This window comes from Nocardia amamiensis NBRC 102102 (assembly GCF_001612745.1).
Classification (GTDB): domain Bacteria; phylum Actinomycetota; class Actinomycetes; order Mycobacteriales; family Mycobacteriaceae; genus Nocardia; species Nocardia amamiensis.
Map to the genome: position 1 here is coordinate 1 of NZ_BDBA01000230.1, position 18,262 is coordinate 18,262.

Genomic DNA, 18,262 nt, shown 5'->3' on the forward strand with positions numbered 1-18,262 from the left:
GACATATACGTCTCCCGCCCCGTCGACCGCCACACCATGGGGATCCTTCAGGCCGGTGAACGGCAGCGGGGTCGGCGTCGACGCGCCAGCCGCCAATTTCAGCACCCGATCGTTACTCGTGTCGCTGACGTATATGTTGCCCGCAGTGTCGACCGTCACATCCTGAGGATTCTTCAGGCCGGTGAACGGCAGCGGGGTCGGCGTCGACGCGCCAGCCGCCAATTTCAGCACCCGATCGTTACCCATGTCGGTGACGTATACGTTGCCCGCCGGGTCGACCGCCACACCGGTGGGCAGGCTGACGCCGGTGAACGGCAGCGGAGTCTGTGACGAGTAACCCGCAGCGATAGACGTGGGCGAGTTGCCACCGCCGCCTGATTCCCGTTGGACACCGACGACGACAGCTACCGCGGCCAGCACCGTAACCGCGACCGCGGCGGCGAGCAGCCCGGCGGTTTTGGGCGACAATCTGATTCGCCGCCCATGGCGCGTAGCCACGCCTACGGTGGTGCTGACCGGGGAATCGCCCACCGCGGCGCGGGCCGCCGCGGCCAGTTCGCGCACAGTCTGGTAACGATCGCCGGGGTCTTTGGCCATTCCCTTGGCGATGACCGCATCGAACGCAGTCGGTACATCGGGTGTAGTGGTGCTGGGACGCGGCGGCGGGGTGTGCAGGTGATGGGCGATCACACCCTGCATCCCGAATTCGCTCGCGAACGGCGGCCGACCGGTCAGGCACTCGTGCAGCACGCACGCCAACGCGTACACGTCCACTCGGGCATCGGCCTTGACCTCCGCGCCGATCTCCTCCGGCGCCATGTAGGCGACGGTGCCGATGGTCTCGCCGGTCGCGGTCAGCGTACGGTCGTCGGCGGCGTGGGCGATCCCGAAGTCGATCAGGGAGGCGAACTCATCGGCCCCCAGCAGGATATTGGTGGGTTTGACATCGCGGTGGACCAGCCCGGCATCGTGGGCCGCCTGCAGCGCGCCGGCCACCTGGGCGATGATCGCCACTGCCCGCTGCGGCGACAAGGCACCTTCTCGCGTGATCAGCTTGCGCAGGTCGGTGCCCTCGATCAGGCGCATATTCAGATAGAGCCGACCGTCGATGTCGCCGAAGTCGTGGATCGGGATCACATGCGGCTCGGTCAACTGCGCCACCGCCCGGCACTCCCGGCGGAACCGCTCGCGCAGCTGCTCGTCATCGGCGAAGCGCTCGGGCAACACCTTGAGCGCCACCACCCGGTTGGTCAGCGAATCATGCGCCCGCCACACCTGGCCCATGCCGCCCTGACCCAGCAGCGATAACAGCCGATAGCGCCCGAACACCTCGGCTGTCCCCGACCCCCGGGTGGTGTCCCCGCCCCCCACCGACGTTTCATCCATTGTGCCGTCCCGTGACCACTTGTCTGGCTAACGGCGTACTCGCTTGCATTTCCAACCCGCGCCCGCGAGCAGGTAGCTCCACACTAGTCGATGCAGCCAGGCCAAATGCTCAATAGTCGGGCGCTATCGTCGGTGCACCCGAGGTCACTCGGCGGCTGCACAGCACCGCGCAGCAGATGGCCGCTGCTCGCCTCGTCCCGAACCGGGTCAATCCGCGGCACCCGGAAAACGACACAGGAATGGGTACCGAGCAATCGACGGACGATCCGGTGCTTATGGGTTCACAAGTATCGTTCGCGGAGTCGGCCCTTGACCAGCTTGCCTGTTGGGGTGCGTGGTAGGTCGTCGGTGAAGTCGAAGCTTCGGGGCACTTTGTAGTGCGCGATGCGGTCGCGCAGGTACTCGCGCAGCTGCGCGGCGAGTTCCGAGCCGGGTTCGGCGTCCGGCGCCGGCTGGACGACGGCCTTGACCGATTCACCCATCTCCTCGTCGGGCACGCCGATCACGGCCACGTCGAGTACCTTCGGGTGCAGGGCGAGCGCGTCCTCGACCTCCTGCGGATAGATGTTCACCCCGCCGGAGATGATCATGAAGGCTTTGCGGTCGGTGAGGAATAGGTAGCCCTCCTCGTCGACGTAGCCGATGTCGCCGGTGGTGGTCCAGGTCGGGTGGTCCGGGTGGACCGCTTCGGCGGTCTTAGCGGGGTCGTTGTGATATGCGAAGGGAACCTCTTCGCGTTCGAAGTAGATGGTGCCGATCTCGCCGGTGGGCAGTTCCGCCCCGTCGTCGCCGCACACTCGGATCGTCCCCAGCCCGGCCTTGCCGACCGAGCCCGGCTTGCGCAACCACTGTTCGCTATCGATGAAGGTCGCACCGTTGGCCTCGGTAGAAGCGTAGTACTCGTGCAGAATCGGGCCCCACCAGTCGATCATCGCCCGCTTCACGTCCACCGGGCACGGGGCGGCCGCGTGCACGGCGACCCGCGAGCTCGACACGTCATAGCGGGCGCGCACGGCCTCGTCGAGTTTGAGCATCCGGACGAACATGGTCGGTACCCACTGGCTGTGGGTCACGCGGTAGCGCTCGATCGCGGCCAATGCCTGTTCGGCGTCGAACTTCTCCATGATCACCAGCGTTCCGCCGAGCGCGTGCACCACGCCGCCGAAGCGCAGCGGAGCGGCGTGATAGAGCGGGGCGGGGGAGAGATAGACGGTGTCGGTGCCCAATCCGTAGAGGGGGCCGAAGATCGCAGTGTAGGTGTCACCGGGCGCGTCACCGACCTGCCGTGCGGGCAAGGGTTGTTTGATGCCCTTGGGCCGTCCGGTGGTACCTGAGGAGTAGAGCATGTCCGCGCCGCGCGGCTGGTCCGGCAAGGGCTCGGGAGACGCTGCCACCCGGGCGTCCTCGTAGGACTTGTATCCCTGCACCGGGCCACCGAAGGCGAGGCGGATGTCGACCGAGGGGATCTCTGTGACGATCTGCTCGGCGGCGCCCGCGAGACCGGCCGACACGATCAGTGCACGGGCTTCGCAGTCGTTCACGATGTAGCTGATCTCGCTCGGCGACAGGTGCCGGTTGACCGCGGTGATGTAAAGCCCGGTTCGCAACGCCGCCCAGTAGACTTCGTAGACTTTCGGGTCGTTTCCGGACAAAAGCGCGATGTGATCGCCCTTGCGCAGTCCCGCGTCATACAAGTGCCGGGCGAGCCGGACGGAGTTTTCCTCCAGTTCCCGATAAGTCAGCGTCTCACCACTCTCGGCGATAACGACCGCTGGCTTTTCGGGGAATCGATCGACGTGCGCACCTGGGTACATGCGGCTCCTTCGTGTTGATTTATTCTGGAGGGAGAGTGGTCGCGGCGGCCAGTGATCCAGAGCGACTGTCCCGCAGGACTTTCGCATTGGATCACTGAGCGGCGCGATTGCGGAGTGGCCGCGGCGGGCGCTAGCGCGGCTTGCAGTCGGTCGGTAGGAAATCTGGGCATTCCACGGGCGTCGAGTGGTTCCGTCAAGCGCGGAACGCGGAAGCGACGATGCCTGGTAATCGCAGCCAGCTCGGCCGACCGGCATAGTCGGTCAGCTTCCGGGAGGTCCTGGCCCCGCTCTTGGCGGTGACGAACCATGATGGCTTCGGCGACAACGCGAACTCCCCGTTGGCGATCGAGCGCGGGAACGGTCTGAACGGTCCGCTGAGTACGGCACGCTCGGTGCCATCGACCAAGTAAGCGTTGTGGACCACACCGATACCGCTGCCGACGGCATCGAGGGTGTGCCCCGGGTACGCGCGCCACGGCAGACCGGGAACCAGGAATCCCAAGGCGCTCCAGACGTTGATGCCGATTGTCCCGTACCGGAGATCCGCGATCGCCTCGTCGAAATCGGAACCCATCGCCGCGCGGTCGGTGGGCGCGACGATGAGGCTCGCGCCCAGGGTGCCGTCGAGCCGATCGTTCGCGAAAGCCACTGCAGCACGCAGGAACTCGACGCCGACGCCGGGCAGGGCCGTGTGCCCCAGAATCGGGGCGAAATACTCGGTGGTGAACAACTCCTGAGACGTGGACTCGTCGACCCGGGCGAATGCTCGATGGCGTTGGCCTGCGGCGCCACCATCATGGCGTCCCCGGGGGGGGTGTTCATCGGGTTCGCGCGCAAGCGTGGCCTTGCGCCGGACGGCCGGTGTAAGGCCTTCGCGGATGCGGCCGACGGGACCGGGTTCTCCGCGGCGGCGTAGCGCCCCAGGTCGGCCTGTTCCAGACCGGTCGCGTCGGGGACGACGATGGGTATCGAAGCCGTGGGGTCGATTGCGAAATCGTTGCGCAACTGATCACCCACCTGGTGCGCCGAGGCTGCGCGCATAGCGACTGATGATCAACAGCGTGTAGTCGATCGCCAGGGCGAATCCCAGCGCGGTGGCCAGGTTGAGCGCGAAAGTAGACACTTCGGTGCCGAAGGTGATCAGCCGGAGCACCGACAGCGAACCGACAATGGCGATCAGTCCAACGCCGACCGGCACAGCCGCGGCGAACAGCCCGCCGAACACCCAGAGACGGAGTCACCGTGCGCGCCGGCGGCATCCCGCTGGCCTACACGCAGGTCAACGAGCAGAGCCAGCACGACCTGATTCTGATGGAGGCCATTGCGGTCGTAGGCGACTTCGTCGGACAGCGCTTGTGCGTGTTCCTCCGCGTCGTTCTCCGAGCTCTATCAGCCCGCGGGAAGCGCTGGCGATGGATCCGCAGCAGCGGATGCTCCTCGAGGTGTCGTGGGAAGCGCTGGAACGCAGCGGGATCGATCCGGCATCTCTGCGGGGCAGCGCGACCGGGGTGTACGTCGGTATCACGTACGCAGGTGACTTTCACGTATCGCATGCTCAGTTTCTTCTCGATCGGAGTGCTCCGCGGAGGGGCTCGCGGGAAGTTGTGTGGCTACGAGCCAAGTCCTCCAATGAGGCCGGATCGCTCCGACGTCACGCAGCCGATTCGATCCATCTCACCAAATCTCACAGCGTCCACGGGCAGGACGGCCCTGGCTCAGCGCGCCGTGCGAACCACGAAACTCACCCCGCCGCAGCGTGATACGTCTCCCGATGCTCCACCCACGGACGCTGCCGCTCCTGCTCACTCATCGCCAACAACTCCCGCAACTTCCCCCACGCCACCTCATCCACCGGCGTATACACCTGCATCCACGCATGCGGCACCGACGGCAACGACATACTCGTCAAAAACATCTCCAACTCCCCCACCGCCAAATTCCGCACCTGCTTCGTCCGACTCACCGGAACCGCCACATCATTCAACGCCCACAACGACGCGAAAACAGCACTCTCCGAACACAACTCGGAGATGAAATCCTCCCAGCTGGGATCACCCAGATTCTTCGCATACGCACCGCGCAGGTAACCCACCATACGACGCAGATCATCCCAATTATGGTGATACGTATTGCAGCACTCCGGAGTCAGAAACACCCGACGCGCCACATTCCGCTCCCCCAACAGAAACCCCGGACACAACGCCTCATACGACTTGTTATGCGCCAACACATCATACCGCGCACTCAACACCACACCCGGCAACGGCTCCAAATGATCCAAAATCACCTGCAACTCCTCCGGCAACGCCGTACCCGCATGCGCCGTCGGCACCGTCGGCACATCCGCCAACCGATACAAATGCGCCTTCTCCGCCGCATCCAACGACAACGTCCGAGCCACCGCATTCAGCACCTGAACACTCACATTGATGCTGCGCCCCTGCTCGAGCCAGGTGTACCAGGTTATTCCGATGCCGGCCAGTTGCGCGACCTCTTCGCGACGAAGACCGGGAGTCCGCCTGCGCGGGCCCGGCGGGAGTCCCACGTCCTCCGGTGCGATCCGGGCACGCCGGGATTTCAGGAATGCTCCCAGTTCGGCGCGCCGGGCCTTGCGCACGGCCTGAACATCGGCCACTTCGGTCATCCTGTGATCTTCCCGTACCGGGCTAGAGGTATCCAGGTGCTGTCAGTACCAGTTTTGGTGGCCGCTCGCGGCGGTTGAGCGTGGGTTCCGGCCGCCTTCGACCGCGGCGATCGGAGTTACCCGCCGGTCGGGTGGGAAGCGCGAGAGCCTGTGCGGATGGCCGGAGTCGGCGGCAGCCAGCCGGTGTCGGCGGTACCGTCGACGCGTCGGCCGAGCGGCATCTGCGGCTCCGGCGGAGGGGGCTGGGGCGGAGCGAAACGCAGAATCCCCGAAAAACCCGGAAATCCACCGGGTATCGGGACTTGGATCTCAGGGGAACCGGGGATGCCATCCGATGACGGGTCCGCGCCGGCGGGCGCGGCGGCAGCGAGCGCTGCGACGGCGACCAGGGCGAGGGCTGCGAGGGCTGCGCCCACATGTCGTTGTGCGCGTTGCTCAGGCCGGCCATCGACACTCAATGGCATGATGCGGTCCTCCGATCTCCGTCGGCAGGCCCGATGCGACCCGTCCGGTCTCGCGGGAATATCACCGAGCCGCGAATGAATTTCGAAACACCACGGTGTCGTCGAGCCAGCGGATCCGGAGATCATGTTTCTGCACGCATCCGAATGCGCAAAGTCGGACACTCGCTTTCGCGATAACGAAACGATAACCGGAAAATGTATCCGGCAGAGACCCGCGCGCCTGCGGTCATTGCAGAGGACATGACGAGGCGGCCGGTCGCAACCGGCCGCCGATGGCATCGGATCAGGCTTTGGCCTGGGCCGAGGAGCGAGCCGGGTTGGCTTGTGCGGCGGCCTTGGGGTCGCGCTCGTTCCGCTTCGCCCGCACGCCGGCCTCGACGCGATCACCGAGATCCTTGTCGACGTTGCGCCAGTACTCGAACGCCCGGTCCAGCACCGGCGCGGTGACGCCGTTGAGCAGGTGTCCGACGATGTTGCTCACCAGCCGTTGACGCGCCGCGTCGTCGAGCACTTCCCGGACCATGGTGCCCGCCTGGCCCCAGTCATCGTCGTCCCTGCGCAAGGTGTAGGCCTCGCGCACCATCTCACCGTCGGTGTACCAGGTGGGAATCGGCCCCGCGACCGCGGGATCGGCGTGCGGACCGCCCTTGGAGTTCGGCACGTACACCGGGTCGCCCGGATTGTGATGGCGCATCGCGCCGTCCTTGCTGTACGAACGCACCGTGCTGGCGTGCGCCGTATTGACCGGCAGCTCTTTGTAATTGGCGCCGATGCGGTGACGGTGGGCGTCGGGGTAGGAGAACCACCTCGCCAGCAGCATCTTGTCCGGGCTCGGGCCGGTGCCCGGCACCGAACTGCTCGGCTCGAACGCCGCCTGCTCGATCTCGGTGTGGTAGTCCGCCGGGTTGCGGTCGAGCGTCATCCTGCCGACCTCGATCAGCGGATAGTCGCCGTGCGGCCACACCTTGGTCAGGTCGAAGGGGTTGAAGCGGTAGGTCTTCGCCTCCTCGAACGGCATGATCTGCATTTTCAGCGTCCAGCTCGGGTAGTTGCCGCCCTCGATCGCCTCCCAGAGATCGCGGAGATGGTAATCGGTGTCCATCGAGGCCATCTGATCGGCTTCGTCCTGGGTGAAGAATTCGATGCCCTGATCGGTCTTGAAGTGGTACTTGACCCAGAACCGCTGCCCGGAGGCGTTGAACCACAGGTAGGTGTGACTGGAATAGCCGTTCATGTGCCGCCAGGTGCGCGGAACGCCGCGGTCGCCCATCAGCCAGGTCACCTGGTGGGCGGATTCCGGTGACAGGGTCCAGAAGTCCCACTGCATGTCGTGGTCGCGCAGATTGTTGTCGGCTCGGCGCTTCTGGGAGCGGATGAAATCTTGGAACTTCATCGGGTCACGGACGAAGAAGATCGGCGTGTTGTTGCCGACCATGTCGAAGTTGCCCTGCTCGGTGTAGAACTTCAGCGCGAACCCACGCGGATCCCGCCAGGTGTCGGGGCTGCCGCGCTCGCCGGCGACCGTGGAGAAGCGGGCCAGCATCTGCGTCTTCTTGCCGGGTTGGAACAGGTCGGCCATCGTGTAGGCGCTCACGTCGTTGGTGACCTCGAAGGTGCCGAACGCCCCGCCGCCCTTCGCGTGCGGCTGACGCTCGGGCACCCGCTCCCGGTTGAATGCCGCCATCTTCTCGATCAGGTAGGCGTCGTTCAGCAGGATGGGGCCATCGGGACCGATCGTCAGCGAATGCTCGTCGCTCGGAACCGGGATACCGGCGTCATCGGTGGTGTAGTTCGGAACAGACATCTCTCTCCTCTCCTACGAACCGCGGGCGGGAGCCCGACGGCGAACCGTCAGGACGAAGGGCACCGAGGACCGGATCCCGATACGAGACGCGGATGGCACGAAGCGGAAAAAGCGTGATCGCTCGACTTCCCGGGTGCCCACTCCCCAACCTACGCCGACCGAGACTTACGCCGACAGATCCACCCGAATCACCGCACGTCGGCCGTAGTTTCCTACGGTTGCAGCAACGGCGAAACGACGTGCGATGCGGGCTGACCGGGATTCCGGCTCCGGTTGGGTAAATTGCCCCGCGATGTCCAGCATGGATTCGACGTCCGATACGACCGCGGTGACCGACCCCGCGGCACTTGCCGTCTCAATGGTCGGGTGCCGGTATCGGTCCTGCGACTACTACGAGGTCGGACGCGAGAAGATTCGCGAATACGCCCGTGCGGTGCGCAACAACCACCCCGCGCACTGGTCGGAGGACGCGGCTGCCGCCCTCGGCTATGACAGCCTGCTCGCGCCGCCGACCTTCGGCGCGGTCCCCGGCTATCTGGCCTATGCCGAAGTGCTCGACACGATCCTCCCCGGTTACGACCTGAGCCGGATGATCCATACCGATCAGATGGTCGAGCTGCACCGCCCGCTCTTGGCCGGCGACCGGATCGGCTTCGAGGTCTGCCTCGACTCGTTCCGGCGCGCCTTCGGCGGCGACCTCATCGTGCTCCGCCAGACGATCCTGGACCAGGAGGACCGGCCCGTCGTCACCTCGCGCACCAGCATGGTCGGCCGCGCCGACGGCACGCTCCCGGGTTCACTCGACGCGGTCGTGATGCACGGCGCACAACCAGAGGCACGCAGGGCGCACCGGCCTACGAACCCGCGGTATGTCGGTCCGGTCACCGAGCCACTGCGCGAAGCGCGCACCCTTCCGGCGAGCGAGCACGCGCGGCGATTCGACACCGTGGTTCCTGGGGACGAGCTTCCACCGCGCATGCTCACCATCAGCCGCGGCGACCTGGTCAACTACGCCGGCGTCGCGGGTGACCCGAACCCGATCCACTGGAGCGACGAGATCGCCACGCGAATGGGGCAGGAAAGCGTTGTCGCCCAAGGCATGCTGACCATCGGTCTGAGCGTGGACTTGATCACCACATGGCTCGGCGACCCCGGCGCCCTGCGCGCCTACAACGTGCGACTGACAAGCCCGGTGCATGTCGGCGCCACAGGCGGCCGGATCGAGTTCCGTGGCCGGGTCAAGCACCTGGACGCGGCCGCACGAACCGCCACGGTGGCGATCACCGCCGAGCACGACGGCCACAAGATCTTCGGCCGCGCGACGGCCGAGGTCGCCCTCGCGTGATCGCACGTCTCGTCCGGCCCCACCGGAAATCGGTGTGTTTGGCCCGGAAAAGCCGGGGCACGTTGGAGACGGAGCGCGGTCGCCCCCTCGATCGGCGGACGCGTACTCGGTACCCGATGAGCGGGCAGCAGGCCCGCTCGCACCCGAAAGGACCTATCTGTCGTGGTTGTGCTTCTTGCTGTGATCGGCTCGGCTTCCCTGGCCGTCATCGCGGTCCATGCCACGGTCGTCGCACGCACTTTGGCCGAACTACGCTCCCCGCGCCGTAACAGCGCGCGGCTGCGCGATGAACAGGACGCTCGGCTCACGCGCACATCGGTCTGATTCCCGGCTCGGCGATCTCGCACTTCGACGCAATGTAGCCGGGCATCGTCGTGTCGGCGCTGCCACTGCTCTACTTCTGGTCCGGTTGACGTCTCTGCGCGTCGCGAAGGCGGACGTTGTCGGCGTGCAGGTCGGCATTCGCGTCCTCCAGGTCGAGGATGCGCCGGATGCCCACCAGGTTCACGCCGGTGGCGACCAGGGCGGTGATCCGCCGCAGCCGAGCCAGATCATTGCCGCTGTAGCGGCGCGTGCCGCCGTCACTCCGCGCGGGCGTCAGCAAGCCATAGCGCTCGTACAGGCGCAGCGTCTGCACGCCGATGCCCGCCAGCCCAGCGGCCACCGAGATCCCGTACACCGCTTGACCTGGACCCGGCAGATGCCCCGAGTCGCCCCGCTCCTGCGCCATCCATCCTCACTTCTGTTGCGAACTAGATTTCCTAGTTTAGTGCCTTGCACTCAAGTTAACCCAGTGCTATAAAAAATCTATGTCGGATAGCAGAGGTTATCTGACCCCTACTATGGAGAATGGAGTGAGTTGGAGGTGGCGACCATGCTGATGCGCACCGATCCCTTTCGCGATCTGGACCGTTTGACGCAGCAGGTGTTCGGCACGAAGGCGCATCCCGCGGTGATGCCGATGGACGCCTGGCGCGCGGGCGAGGAGTTCGTGGTCGAGTTCGACCTACCCGGTATCGACCCCGATTCCCTGGACCTGGACATCGAGCGCAACGTGGTGACGGTGCGGGCGCGCCGCCCCGAACTCGACAGCGGCCGGGAGATGATCGCCGCCGAGCGTTCCCGCGGCGTGTTCAGCCGCCAGCTGTTCCTCGGCGAGAATCTGGACACCGACAACATCCGGGCCGACTACACCGACGGCGTCCTCCGTCTCACGATTCCGGTCGCCGAGAAGGCCAAGCCGCGCAAGATCGAGATCGCCCGCGGCGACGGGCACAAGGCGATCCACGCCTGACCCCGCCCAGATCTGCACGCCGAGCGCGAAAGTGAGGTGATGCCGAATTCAATGACGGGGAACAAGTTTGCGACGAGTATCACGTCGCCCTTCGTGCGGGCCCGGAGAACCGGGCCCGCACGCGGCACGCGGAAGGCGTTGCCGCACAGGGTCTACCCTTGCACACGGAACACCTCATGGAGCATCCGATCATGGCACCAGCCCATCCACGCGACACCCTGCCACAACCGGCCGGATCCGAGCCGGCGCGCCCGGCCGAAACGCCGGTCGTTTGGCCGGACCCCAGTCCCCTCGATGCCTGGTGGCAGCGGGTCATGCACTCCGACCGGCCGCACCGCAGCGTCGCGTGACCGCGGCTAGGACGACGCTCGTGACCGACCGGCACACCTATCCCAGCAACTCGGCCGGACCCTGGCGCCGCGGCACGGTCGTCTGGTTCAACGTCGAGAAGGGCTTCGGATTCCTCCGGCCAGCGGACGATCCGACGCCGGTTTTCGTCGAGTACACCAGCATCGAGACCACGGGATATAAATCGCTCAGCGCGGGTCAGCCGGTCATCTTCACCGCCACCATGCGCAAGCGCGGCCCGGAAGCGAACGCGGTGCGGCCACTGCTTCCCGATACCGCGGACGTCCGGCCGATCGGTTCCTGATCTATCGGCCAGAGCGCCGGCCCCCTGCGGAGTTGCCCCATGCACGGGACCGGCGGTCTCGGTGGCGCAAGACGATCACGCACCCTCTCGACACCTGGAGCTATCGCCCGGCAAGCAGGACAATGGGAGAACAAGCGACGGCGGATCAGGGGGTGCTGCGGCACGCCGTCGACACAGAAGCTCCCAAGCTGCGGCCTGGACCCCGTCCGAGCAGGAGGCGACAAATGTCGATAGCCACCGCGCCCACGCCCGTCGAGCGATACGCATTCTCCTCGACCGACTCCGCCGAGATCACCGACTACATCGACCACATGTACGCCGGCAACCGCACCCGGTTCCTCGATGCCGCACCGGATGCCACATTCACCGTCACCGGCGTCTCCACCGACACCATGGCCACCGAGCAGGTCCGTGGCGCGATCGGTTACGCCACCGACTCCGAACCCTTCGACTACCTGGTGTTCGAACATCTGATCGCGGGCCGGTACCTGCTGCGCGGTGGTGAGGAACTGCTGATGCGCCCCGGCGACGTCGCGGTGGTCCCGATGGGTGTCGGGCTGTCGTTCGAAGCGCACGATCTCGACATGTCCCTGCTCCGGCTGCCGATGGACCGTGTCACCACGGCGGCGGAAGGGCAGGTCGGCATGCCCGCGGGGAGGGTGCGGTTCCAATCCGCGCAGCCGGTCTCGTACACGATGGAACGGTACTGGCGTGATCTGGTCGGCGTGGTCCACCGCGAACTCATGGACCCCGAATCGCCGATGGGCAATCCCCTGGTCGCCGAGCAGGCGACCGCCGGGATCGCCGCTGCCGCGCTGACCACCTTCCCGAACACGGCGATGACAGTCGACTACGTCCGCGAGCCCGGCCCGCTCACGCCGATGGCCTTGCGCCGCGCGACCGACTACATCAACGCCAATGCCGATCAGCCCCTGACCCTCACCGACATCGCCGATGCCGCCGGTGTCACCGCGCGTGCCCTCCAGCACGATTTCCGCCGGCATTACGACACCACGCCACTGGGCTACCTCCGCCGGGTGCGCCTCGAGCGCGCACACGAGGATCTGTCCGCTGCCGAGCTCGGAGACGGGCGGACCGTGGCCGCCATCGCCGAACGGTGGGGCTTCGCCCACCCGGCCCGCTTCGCCGCCGCCTACACCGCCCGTTACGGTCAACCACCCAACTACACGTTGCACGCCTGACTGCCCAGCGGACCACCTGCCAGCTCTCAGGTCACCGCGGGAGGGCCCTCGGCGTTCGTGCACACCTCGACCCGCACCACCGGAATCGCGTGGCCGCTGTTTCGACACTGCGATAGCGGTCATGCTGCACGCGCGGAGTGAATCGTGCCTCCGTGGCCACGCCGACACGAGGCGCGGTCGAACCCGAGAAGGGAGGACACATGGCTTTGCGAGACGTCATCGCCCAGCTCCACCAGGACATCACCACGGCCGAGGACGCCGGCGACGAAGCGACCGCAGCGCGTCTGCGCGCGGAGATGGCTGAAGCCATAGAAGCCGCTCGGCGCGGAGACATGGACGAGGAATAGCGCGAGCCGCGCCGCCCCGGTTTCCGGCGGGTTTGCCAGGGCAACCAGTCAGCATGGAATCCGACAAGGCGACCCCTGAGACACCTGCTTCCGAGCCCGCGTCGACCAGCGCTTCTTCGTCCGCTGTGGTCCGCGAGGACGATCTGCGCCGGCTGTTGACCATGAGCGAGCCGAGTGCACGACTCGTCCTGGAGGAGGGACGCGTCCGTATCGAGCAGGGTTCCGAGGCCGAGCCGCTCGGCATGCTCATCGTCACCCGCGCCGATCTCGCCGGCTGTCTCGGAGACGATCCGGACGCCACCGCGCTGACCGAGCAGGCCACCGAACTCAACAATGAAATTCGCCTCCGCGGCGCCTGAAGCAGATGTGATCGCGCAGCGACGGCCGGGATGGCTGACCCCAACCGGCCCTCAGCGGCGTGACCATTCGTGTCCTCAGTAGGATCAAGGTCGACGACCCGCATGAGACGCTGAATCATCTGCGCGCCAAGGGTTTCGAGGTGGGACCGCCGGTCACCGGATCGCACGAGCGCCGCGCGGTCCTGCGGCCGACCCGGTTTCCCGTGGCATATCGCCATCGAACCCATAGGGGTCTGAGCCCCTTCGAGTCGGCCCGGCGATCGGTCTTCGTGGTGGCTATTGTGGCTGCCGTTCTTCGGGATCGAGGAGATACGATCCGTGCCGATCCTCGAAGTGATGGCACAGTCGGCCACCGCCGCACGGCTGGGTGTCAGGACGCCCGATCCTGCATCGATCATTCGCCCCGCCGCGCCCTGGCACGTCGTTTGCCCTCGTGCATGGCCTGAACCCGGGCTACTGGGATCGTGTGTCCCTCCTCGACCAGATCCGGAGGAAGATGCTGCGGGGCAGGCATCTCCGACTGCCATGGATCGTTGTCGCCGAGCAGGCCCGGCACGGTCCGCACAGTGAAATCAGTCGGCGTCACCTCGTCGAGGTCCGACCAGCGCAGCGGGAACGACACGGTGACACCCGGACGGATACGCGGACTGTAGGCGGCGGCCACGGTGGCACCGCCCGCACGGGTGGCGTCGAGAAAGACCTTGCCGTGACGGTCTTCCCGGATGAACGCGGTCGTGCCGACCGACGGATCGATCCGCTCGGCTCGCGCCGCCACGGCCCGCGTCGCCGCGGCCGCGTCCTCGACATCGATCCCCGGGACTACGGGCACGAACACGTGTAATCCCTTGGACCCGCTCGTCTTCACCGCTCCGGACAGCCCTTCCCCAGACAGCGCTTCCTGGATCAGTCGGGCACCTGCCACGACGTCGGCAAAAGTCTGTCCCGGTGAGGGATCGAGATCGAGCACAAGATGTGTGGGTTCCGGCGCGGATTCCGCGAGGAACAGGGTCGGGTGGTATTCGACCGCCCGTTGATTGCCGAACCAGACCAGCGTCCGCAGATCGTCACAGAGCGCGTAGGAGATCTCCCGCCGCGAACTCTCCGCCCAGACCTTCGTCCGCGCCACCCACTCCGGCGTGTACCTGGGGAGGTTCTTCTGTGTGAACGGCGCCTGTCCCGGCCGCACTCGTACCACCGAGAGCGGCCGTCCGCGCAGCACCCCCAGCAACCGTTCCCCGGCGAACTCCAGATAATCCACCAGATCCCGTTTGCTCGCCTCGGCCTCGTCGAACAACGGCTGATCGAGATTGGACAGTTCGACCCCGTAACGCAGCTCGCCTCCCGCCATCGCTCCACCCTCCCCCACCACCGGACGCCGGTCAATCACCGGGAGGTGGCGAACTGGTTCTCCCACTCGTTCTTCCACATTCACAACATGCCTGAGTTCGTCGAAACGTGGGGGCCTATGGCATTGACGCCGTCACCGTTTTCCCCGTCGTCGACGGTGACGTCCTGCCCGAGGCGCCGTGGCAGGCACTCGCCGCCGGCACCGGACGAGACATCGACCTGCTCGTAGGACATACCAGGGACGAGTACCGGCTGTTCAACACCCAGCTCGGCATCGAGATGACCGACGAACAGGTGAACACCACCCTCGGATGGCTCGCACCCGGCCCCGACGATATAGGCGGCGTCCTGGCGCCGCGTCGATCCACGACGTCACGGCCGATCACGTCGAACTCCCGCCCCATCGCTTCGACGTCCGTCTCGCTCAAATGCGCGTAGGTGGCGACTTGTGTGATTGCCATTCGTCAGAACTCCTCCTCTCTGGAGCACTTGCCGCGACGAGAGCCGACATCTGAGGGTCGCAGTAGCAGTCAGCGAGTGAACGCCTTTTTCAGCTTGCGCCCGGCTAGTGCGATGATGCCACCGGGACGTCTGCCACCGAGGTCCGTCCTGCGACGACTGTCTTCGTCGGTCTTGGCCAGCAGCGTCCGTAGGTTCGACCGGCCTGCCCGTACTTGATGCGCGATTCTGTCCCGGATGATCATCGAAAGTTCCCTTCTCCCGGTCGCGCGGGCTCGGCACGGACTCTTCGATCGGCCGACAGCGGATGCATGAACCGGTTGCACCCAGTCTAGGTCTGTCTACAGCGTTCGTCTACATCGTAGACGGTTCGCGGTGTCATCGCCCTCGACCGGGCTGGAGCAGTGTGGCGGTCAGGCCGGCGAGCAGGATGTCGAGGCCGCGTTCGAGTTCGGCTTCGCCGTCGTAAGCGGTCAGGAGGGGCGCGAGTTCCCGCAGCAAGGGGAACTCCGCCAGCGGTAGGCGGTACAGGCCGAGCCGCAGCACGTCGTCGGTCTCCTCGGGACGCTCCACGATCTCCTGCAGCTCGTTGAGCACGTGCCCATATAGGAAGCCGAACACCGCGCGGTAGACATGGAGTGCGTCTGCGCCCGAGAACCCGGCGCGTGTGAGTAGCTGGAGGATGTCTTCCAGGGGCCGGATCACCGCGTAGGGGCGCAGCCCCAATGGGGTGGACAACGGCCGGGTCACCAGCAGCGGCACCGCTTGCGGATGCGCCAGCGCCAGCCGCCGGAAGTCCCGGGCGACGGCCCGCAATTGTGACGCCCAGTCCGGGTCGGTGGCATCGACCGACAGCTGCGCCAACACCACTTCGGCCACTCCGTCGAGCACGGCCGCCTTGTTCGGTACATGCCGATAGATCACCATCGGATCCCGCCCTACCGCCTCGGCCAACCGCCGCATCGACAGCCCGTCGACACCGTCACGATCGATGATCTCGAGCGCCGCTGTCAGGACGACAACCCTGGTGATCGGACCATTGCCTCGGCCAATAGCCGCATGCCCAGGACGACGATTCCCCGACGGAGAACTCGCGTGATCAATCGGATCGGCCATATCGATGCCTCCAACGCCTCAGATCCTACTGGTGAATGAGTGTAGACCTACAACGTTGACATTGGGGCGCAATCGGCGTGTACTGGAGGTACACGGCAACTATGTCCGGAACACTTCGCCGATCCGCACCGAAGCACGGTGCACAGGTCCGACAGGTACATGGCCAGCGGGTCGTCCGATCAGCTGACTGTGATGACTTCCGCAGACGCGGCCGCCATCGGTTCGCTACCCATGCACCCGACACGAGGCCGACCACCCGGTCCGCCGACCAGGCCCGCCGAACTGCCGCCCGGCCGCCACCCGTGCTATCGCGCCACCATGGCCAACAACGCAGCGCTTCGGCGAGAGGACCCGACATGCGATTCCACAGAAACAGCAACACGAGCACGACCTCCGGCCCCCCACATCCGGCCTACGCCCGGCACAGCGTTCCGCCCCACTACACACCCCGCCTGCGGTTGAAGCCGAAAGCGGAACGCGGCGACTACATCGACGGCGCATGGTGGCCCCGCTCCAGCGAACTCACCGCCGAACTGCCCGATCTCCTCGCAGTCCTGACCGTGCGGCTCGGCCCCATCTGGCGAGTCGTCTACGACCCCACAGGCTGGTCCGACGCGCCCCGGCAGACCACCGTCCACGGTGGATACACCGTCCGGCTCGACTCCTATCCCTTCGAAATGTGGAACACGATGTACGTCTTCGGCCGCGACAACGACCTGATCGTTCTCCGCGTCATCCCATCGGCCACCGACGACGACATCGCCCATACCGCCCTGATGGCCGCCGTCACGCCCGAATCCGCAACCCTCACCCCCGGATGAGAAGAGGAACACACCATGCCCCGAATCCATATCCGACGTCCGATCACCAACCACTTCGATATGGCCGCCGCGACCGGCCCACCCGACTCGCAGCCAACCGGTCGTCAACCGTTCCGAACCCCCACCCGCACCCCACGCCTGCTCCTCCGCGAAACCGGAACCGGAACCGGTCCCGAGCAGGTCGACGGCGCCTGGTGGCCATGGACCAACAACCTCACCGCCGAACTCCACGACCTGATCAGCGCCCTCACCCCACGCCTGGGCAACACCGCGCGCGTCAGCTTCGACTGGAACGCCATCAGCCTCACCCAACGCCGCATCGACCGGCAGGACGGCATCGAAGTACACGGACCCGAAGCCGGTCAACCGCCCGGCGTCATGCGCCTGCTCGGCACGAACGGCGCCCAGGTGACGCTGCTCGTCATCCCCGCCGACACACCACCCGCTCGAGCGGAGCTCCAGCTACGGCGGGCCGCAGGGAAAACCTGAGAGACCGCGTATGACGTTGGCCACCGGCCGAGTACGCTGCCCGCTGCACGCACAGTCACCACCCGGTGGCCTGCGGAATCAACTGAATTTGGACGAATACAACCCGGCTCTACTTCCGGGTCTCGTCATCGGGGACCGGTCAGCGGCACCGGCCGGGAACGACTATCGGGAAGTGGCGTCGGATCCGAAGCGGCGCTGGTATTCAGCGGCTAGAGAGCCGCCGACCATCGCAACCAGCTGCCCCACGATCGGGTGCACGATCAATCCCGTCACGGCGCCCGCGAGCTCCGGGACGTTCCTTATGAACCAACTGCGGACGTAGTCCATGGTCGACAGATCCGGCTCGGGCGCGGTGACCGCGTTCTCCAGCTCATCGAGGCGTTCGCGGGCCTGGTCGGTGACGGCGGTGTCGCTGGGCAGTTGGGTACGCAGTCGGTCGAATTCGCTTCGCAACTCGGCGATGTCGGCCGCTGTCACCTGGGTGACGTCTCGTCCGGCTTCGATGCGGCTCACGGTGTTGTCGGAGCCGACAGTGAACTGCCCGGAAACGCTCCCGCCCACGTTGACGTTGTAGCGATCCCCTCGTGTATCGGTCATCAGAGTTCCTCAATCTGGTTTTTGGGGCGGCAGGGAGACCGTGGGTAGGTCGATGTCGGGCGGCGTCCAAGGCGGCGGCCTAGGCACGGTCGGCGGCGGCTGCGGCACGGTCGGCGGCGGCT

Annotated in this window: 20 protein-coding genes and 3 pseudogenes; 12 read left to right on the top strand and 11 right to left on the bottom strand. The window is 66.1% G+C overall.

What is annotated here, in order from left to right:
• From NA4_RS32220 to NA4_RS32230, 3 genes are all read right to left on the bottom strand, one after another.
• Positions 1-1,386: serine/threonine-protein kinase (locus tag NA4_RS32220; RefSeq protein ID WP_084497664.1), on the bottom strand; the 1,386-nt coding region annotated here is incomplete at its 3' end.
• 281 nt (positions 1,387-1,667) lie between these two features.
• Entirely contained in the window at positions 1,668-3,200 is a 1,533-nt protein-coding gene (locus NA4_RS32225; RefSeq protein WP_067478824.1) for an acyl-CoA synthetase, read from the bottom strand.
• 193 nt (positions 3,201-3,393) lie between these two features.
• Complete coding sequence (locus tag NA4_RS32230; protein WP_067478827.1) at positions 3,394-3,930, bottom strand: hypothetical protein; 537 nt, start codon at positions 3,928-3,930, stop codon at positions 3,394-3,396.
• Between the two features lie 27 nt (positions 3,931-3,957).
• On the opposite strand from NA4_RS32230, the pseudogene NA4_RS43845 reads away from it, so the two are divergent.
• Positions 3,958-4,113, top strand: a pseudogene (locus tag NA4_RS43845) (beta-ketoacyl synthase N-terminal-like domain-containing protein); the annotation flags it as partial.
• 114 nt (positions 4,114-4,227) lie between these two features.
• On the opposite strand, the pseudogene NA4_RS43850 reads toward NA4_RS43845, so the two are convergent.
• Positions 4,228-4,431, bottom strand: a pseudogene (locus NA4_RS43850) (MMPL family transporter); the annotation flags it as partial.
• A gap of 157 nt (positions 4,432-4,588) precedes the next feature.
• Between NA4_RS43850 and NA4_RS43855 the strand changes: the two are divergent.
• Positions 4,589-4,960 (top strand): annotated as a pseudogene (locus NA4_RS43855) (beta-ketoacyl synthase N-terminal-like domain-containing protein); the annotation flags it as partial.
• Here NA4_RS43855 and NA4_RS32240 read toward each other — a convergent pair.
• Both NA4_RS32240 and NA4_RS32250 read right to left on the bottom strand, forming a co-directional pair.
• On the bottom strand, positions 4,942-5,844 hold the full coding sequence (locus NA4_RS32240; RefSeq protein WP_067478834.1) for a helix-turn-helix transcriptional regulator: 903 nt from the start codon (positions 5,842-5,844) through the stop codon (positions 4,942-4,944). The pseudogene NA4_RS43855 and the gene NA4_RS32240 overlap by 19 nt on opposite strands.
• Before the next feature lie 747 nt (positions 5,845-6,591).
• Positions 6,592-8,112: a catalase gene (locus tag NA4_RS32250; RefSeq protein WP_067478840.1), complete on the bottom strand. Its 1,521-nt coding sequence runs from the start codon at positions 8,110-8,112 to the stop codon at positions 6,592-6,594.
• Positions 8,113-8,413: 301 nt separating this feature from the next.
• On the opposite strand from NA4_RS32250, the gene NA4_RS32255 reads away from it, so the two are divergent.
• Positions 8,414-9,457, top strand: a complete 1,044-nt coding sequence (locus tag NA4_RS32255; RefSeq protein WP_067478866.1) for a fused (3R)-hydroxyacyl-ACP dehydratase subunits HadA/HadB — start codon at positions 8,414-8,416, stop codon at positions 9,455-9,457.
• A gap of 162 nt (positions 9,458-9,619) precedes the next feature.
• Complete coding sequence (locus NA4_RS40915; protein ID WP_157129427.1) at positions 9,620-9,781, top strand: hypothetical protein; 162 nt, start codon at positions 9,620-9,622, stop codon at positions 9,779-9,781.
• Positions 9,782-9,851: 70 nt separating this feature from the next.
• Here the strand turns inward: NA4_RS40915 and NA4_RS32260 are convergent, their stop codons facing one another.
• The gene (locus NA4_RS32260) at positions 9,852-10,187 is read right to left on the bottom strand and encodes a MerR family transcriptional regulator (RefSeq protein ID WP_067478843.1); all 336 of its coding nucleotides are present in this window, start codon (positions 10,185-10,187) and stop codon (positions 9,852-9,854) included.
• A 144-nt stretch (positions 10,188-10,331) separates the two neighbouring features.
• Here NA4_RS32260 and NA4_RS32265 point away from each other — a divergent pair, with 144 nt between their 5' ends.
• The 5 genes from NA4_RS32265 (at position 10,332) to NA4_RS32280 (ending at position 13,311) form a co-directional block, all read left to right on the top strand.
• Positions 10,332-10,751: an Hsp20/alpha crystallin family protein gene (locus tag NA4_RS32265; RefSeq protein WP_067478869.1), complete on the top strand. Its 420-nt coding sequence runs from the start codon at positions 10,332-10,334 to the stop codon at positions 10,749-10,751.
• A gap of 370 nt (positions 10,752-11,121) precedes the next feature.
• Complete coding sequence (locus NA4_RS32270) at positions 11,122-11,403, top strand: cold-shock protein (RefSeq protein ID WP_067478872.1); 282 nt, start codon at positions 11,122-11,124, stop codon at positions 11,401-11,403.
• A 224-nt stretch (positions 11,404-11,627) separates the two neighbouring features.
• Positions 11,628-12,605: a helix-turn-helix transcriptional regulator gene (locus tag NA4_RS32275; protein ID WP_067478846.1), complete on the top strand. Its 978-nt coding sequence runs from the start codon at positions 11,628-11,630 to the stop codon at positions 12,603-12,605.
• A 200-nt stretch (positions 12,606-12,805) separates the two neighbouring features.
• On the top strand, positions 12,806-12,952 hold the full coding sequence (locus NA4_RS40920) for a hypothetical protein (RefSeq protein WP_157129428.1): 147 nt from the start codon (positions 12,806-12,808) through the stop codon (positions 12,950-12,952).
• A 53-nt stretch (positions 12,953-13,005) separates the two neighbouring features.
• Positions 13,006-13,311 carry a hypothetical protein gene (locus NA4_RS32280; protein WP_157129429.1) on the top strand — a complete coding sequence of 102 codons (306 nt, stop codon included), beginning with the start codon at positions 13,006-13,008 and terminating at the stop codon, positions 13,309-13,311.
• A 394-nt stretch (positions 13,312-13,705) separates the two neighbouring features.
• Here the strand turns inward: NA4_RS32280 and NA4_RS32285 are convergent, their stop codons facing one another.
• Positions 13,706-14,659 (bottom strand): DNA polymerase domain-containing protein, encoded by a 954-nt coding sequence (locus tag NA4_RS32285; protein WP_067478852.1) that lies wholly within the window; start codon positions 14,657-14,659, stop codon positions 13,706-13,708.
• Between the two features lie 107 nt (positions 14,660-14,766).
• Between NA4_RS32285 and NA4_RS43510 the strand changes: the two genes are divergently transcribed.
• Positions 14,767-15,096 carry a carboxylesterase family protein gene (locus NA4_RS43510; protein WP_067478855.1) on the top strand — a complete coding sequence of 110 codons (330 nt, stop codon included), beginning with the start codon at positions 14,767-14,769 and terminating at the stop codon, positions 15,094-15,096.
• Between the two features lie 92 nt (positions 15,097-15,188).
• On the opposite strand, the gene NA4_RS40925 is transcribed toward NA4_RS43510, so the two are convergent.
• Both NA4_RS40925 and NA4_RS32295 read right to left on the bottom strand, forming a co-directional pair.
• Positions 15,189-15,362, bottom strand: a complete 174-nt coding sequence (locus NA4_RS40925) for a hypothetical protein (protein WP_157129430.1) — start codon at positions 15,360-15,362, stop codon at positions 15,189-15,191.
• A gap of 133 nt (positions 15,363-15,495) precedes the next feature.
• Complete coding sequence (locus NA4_RS32295) at positions 15,496-16,233, bottom strand: TetR/AcrR family transcriptional regulator C-terminal domain-containing protein (protein WP_084497663.1); 738 nt, start codon at positions 16,231-16,233, stop codon at positions 15,496-15,498.
• Between the two features lie 356 nt (positions 16,234-16,589).
• Here NA4_RS32295 and NA4_RS32300 point away from each other — a divergent pair, with 356 nt between their 5' ends.
• Positions 16,590-17,054, top strand: coding sequence for a DUF5994 family protein (locus tag NA4_RS32300; RefSeq protein WP_067478858.1), 465 nt, complete (start codon positions 16,590-16,592; stop codon positions 17,052-17,054).
• Positions 17,055-17,114: 60 nt separating this feature from the next.
• The gene (locus NA4_RS32305; protein WP_067478861.1) at positions 17,115-17,543 is read left to right on the top strand and encodes a DUF5994 family protein; all 429 of its coding nucleotides are present in this window, start codon (positions 17,115-17,117) and stop codon (positions 17,541-17,543) included.
• 162 nt (positions 17,544-17,705) lie between these two features.
• Here NA4_RS32305 and NA4_RS32310 read toward each other — a convergent pair whose 3' ends face one another.
• On the bottom strand, positions 17,706-18,140 hold the full coding sequence (locus tag NA4_RS32310; protein WP_067478863.1) for a hypothetical protein: 435 nt from the start codon (positions 18,138-18,140) through the stop codon (positions 17,706-17,708).
• Positions 18,141-18,262: the final 122 nt, after the last annotated feature.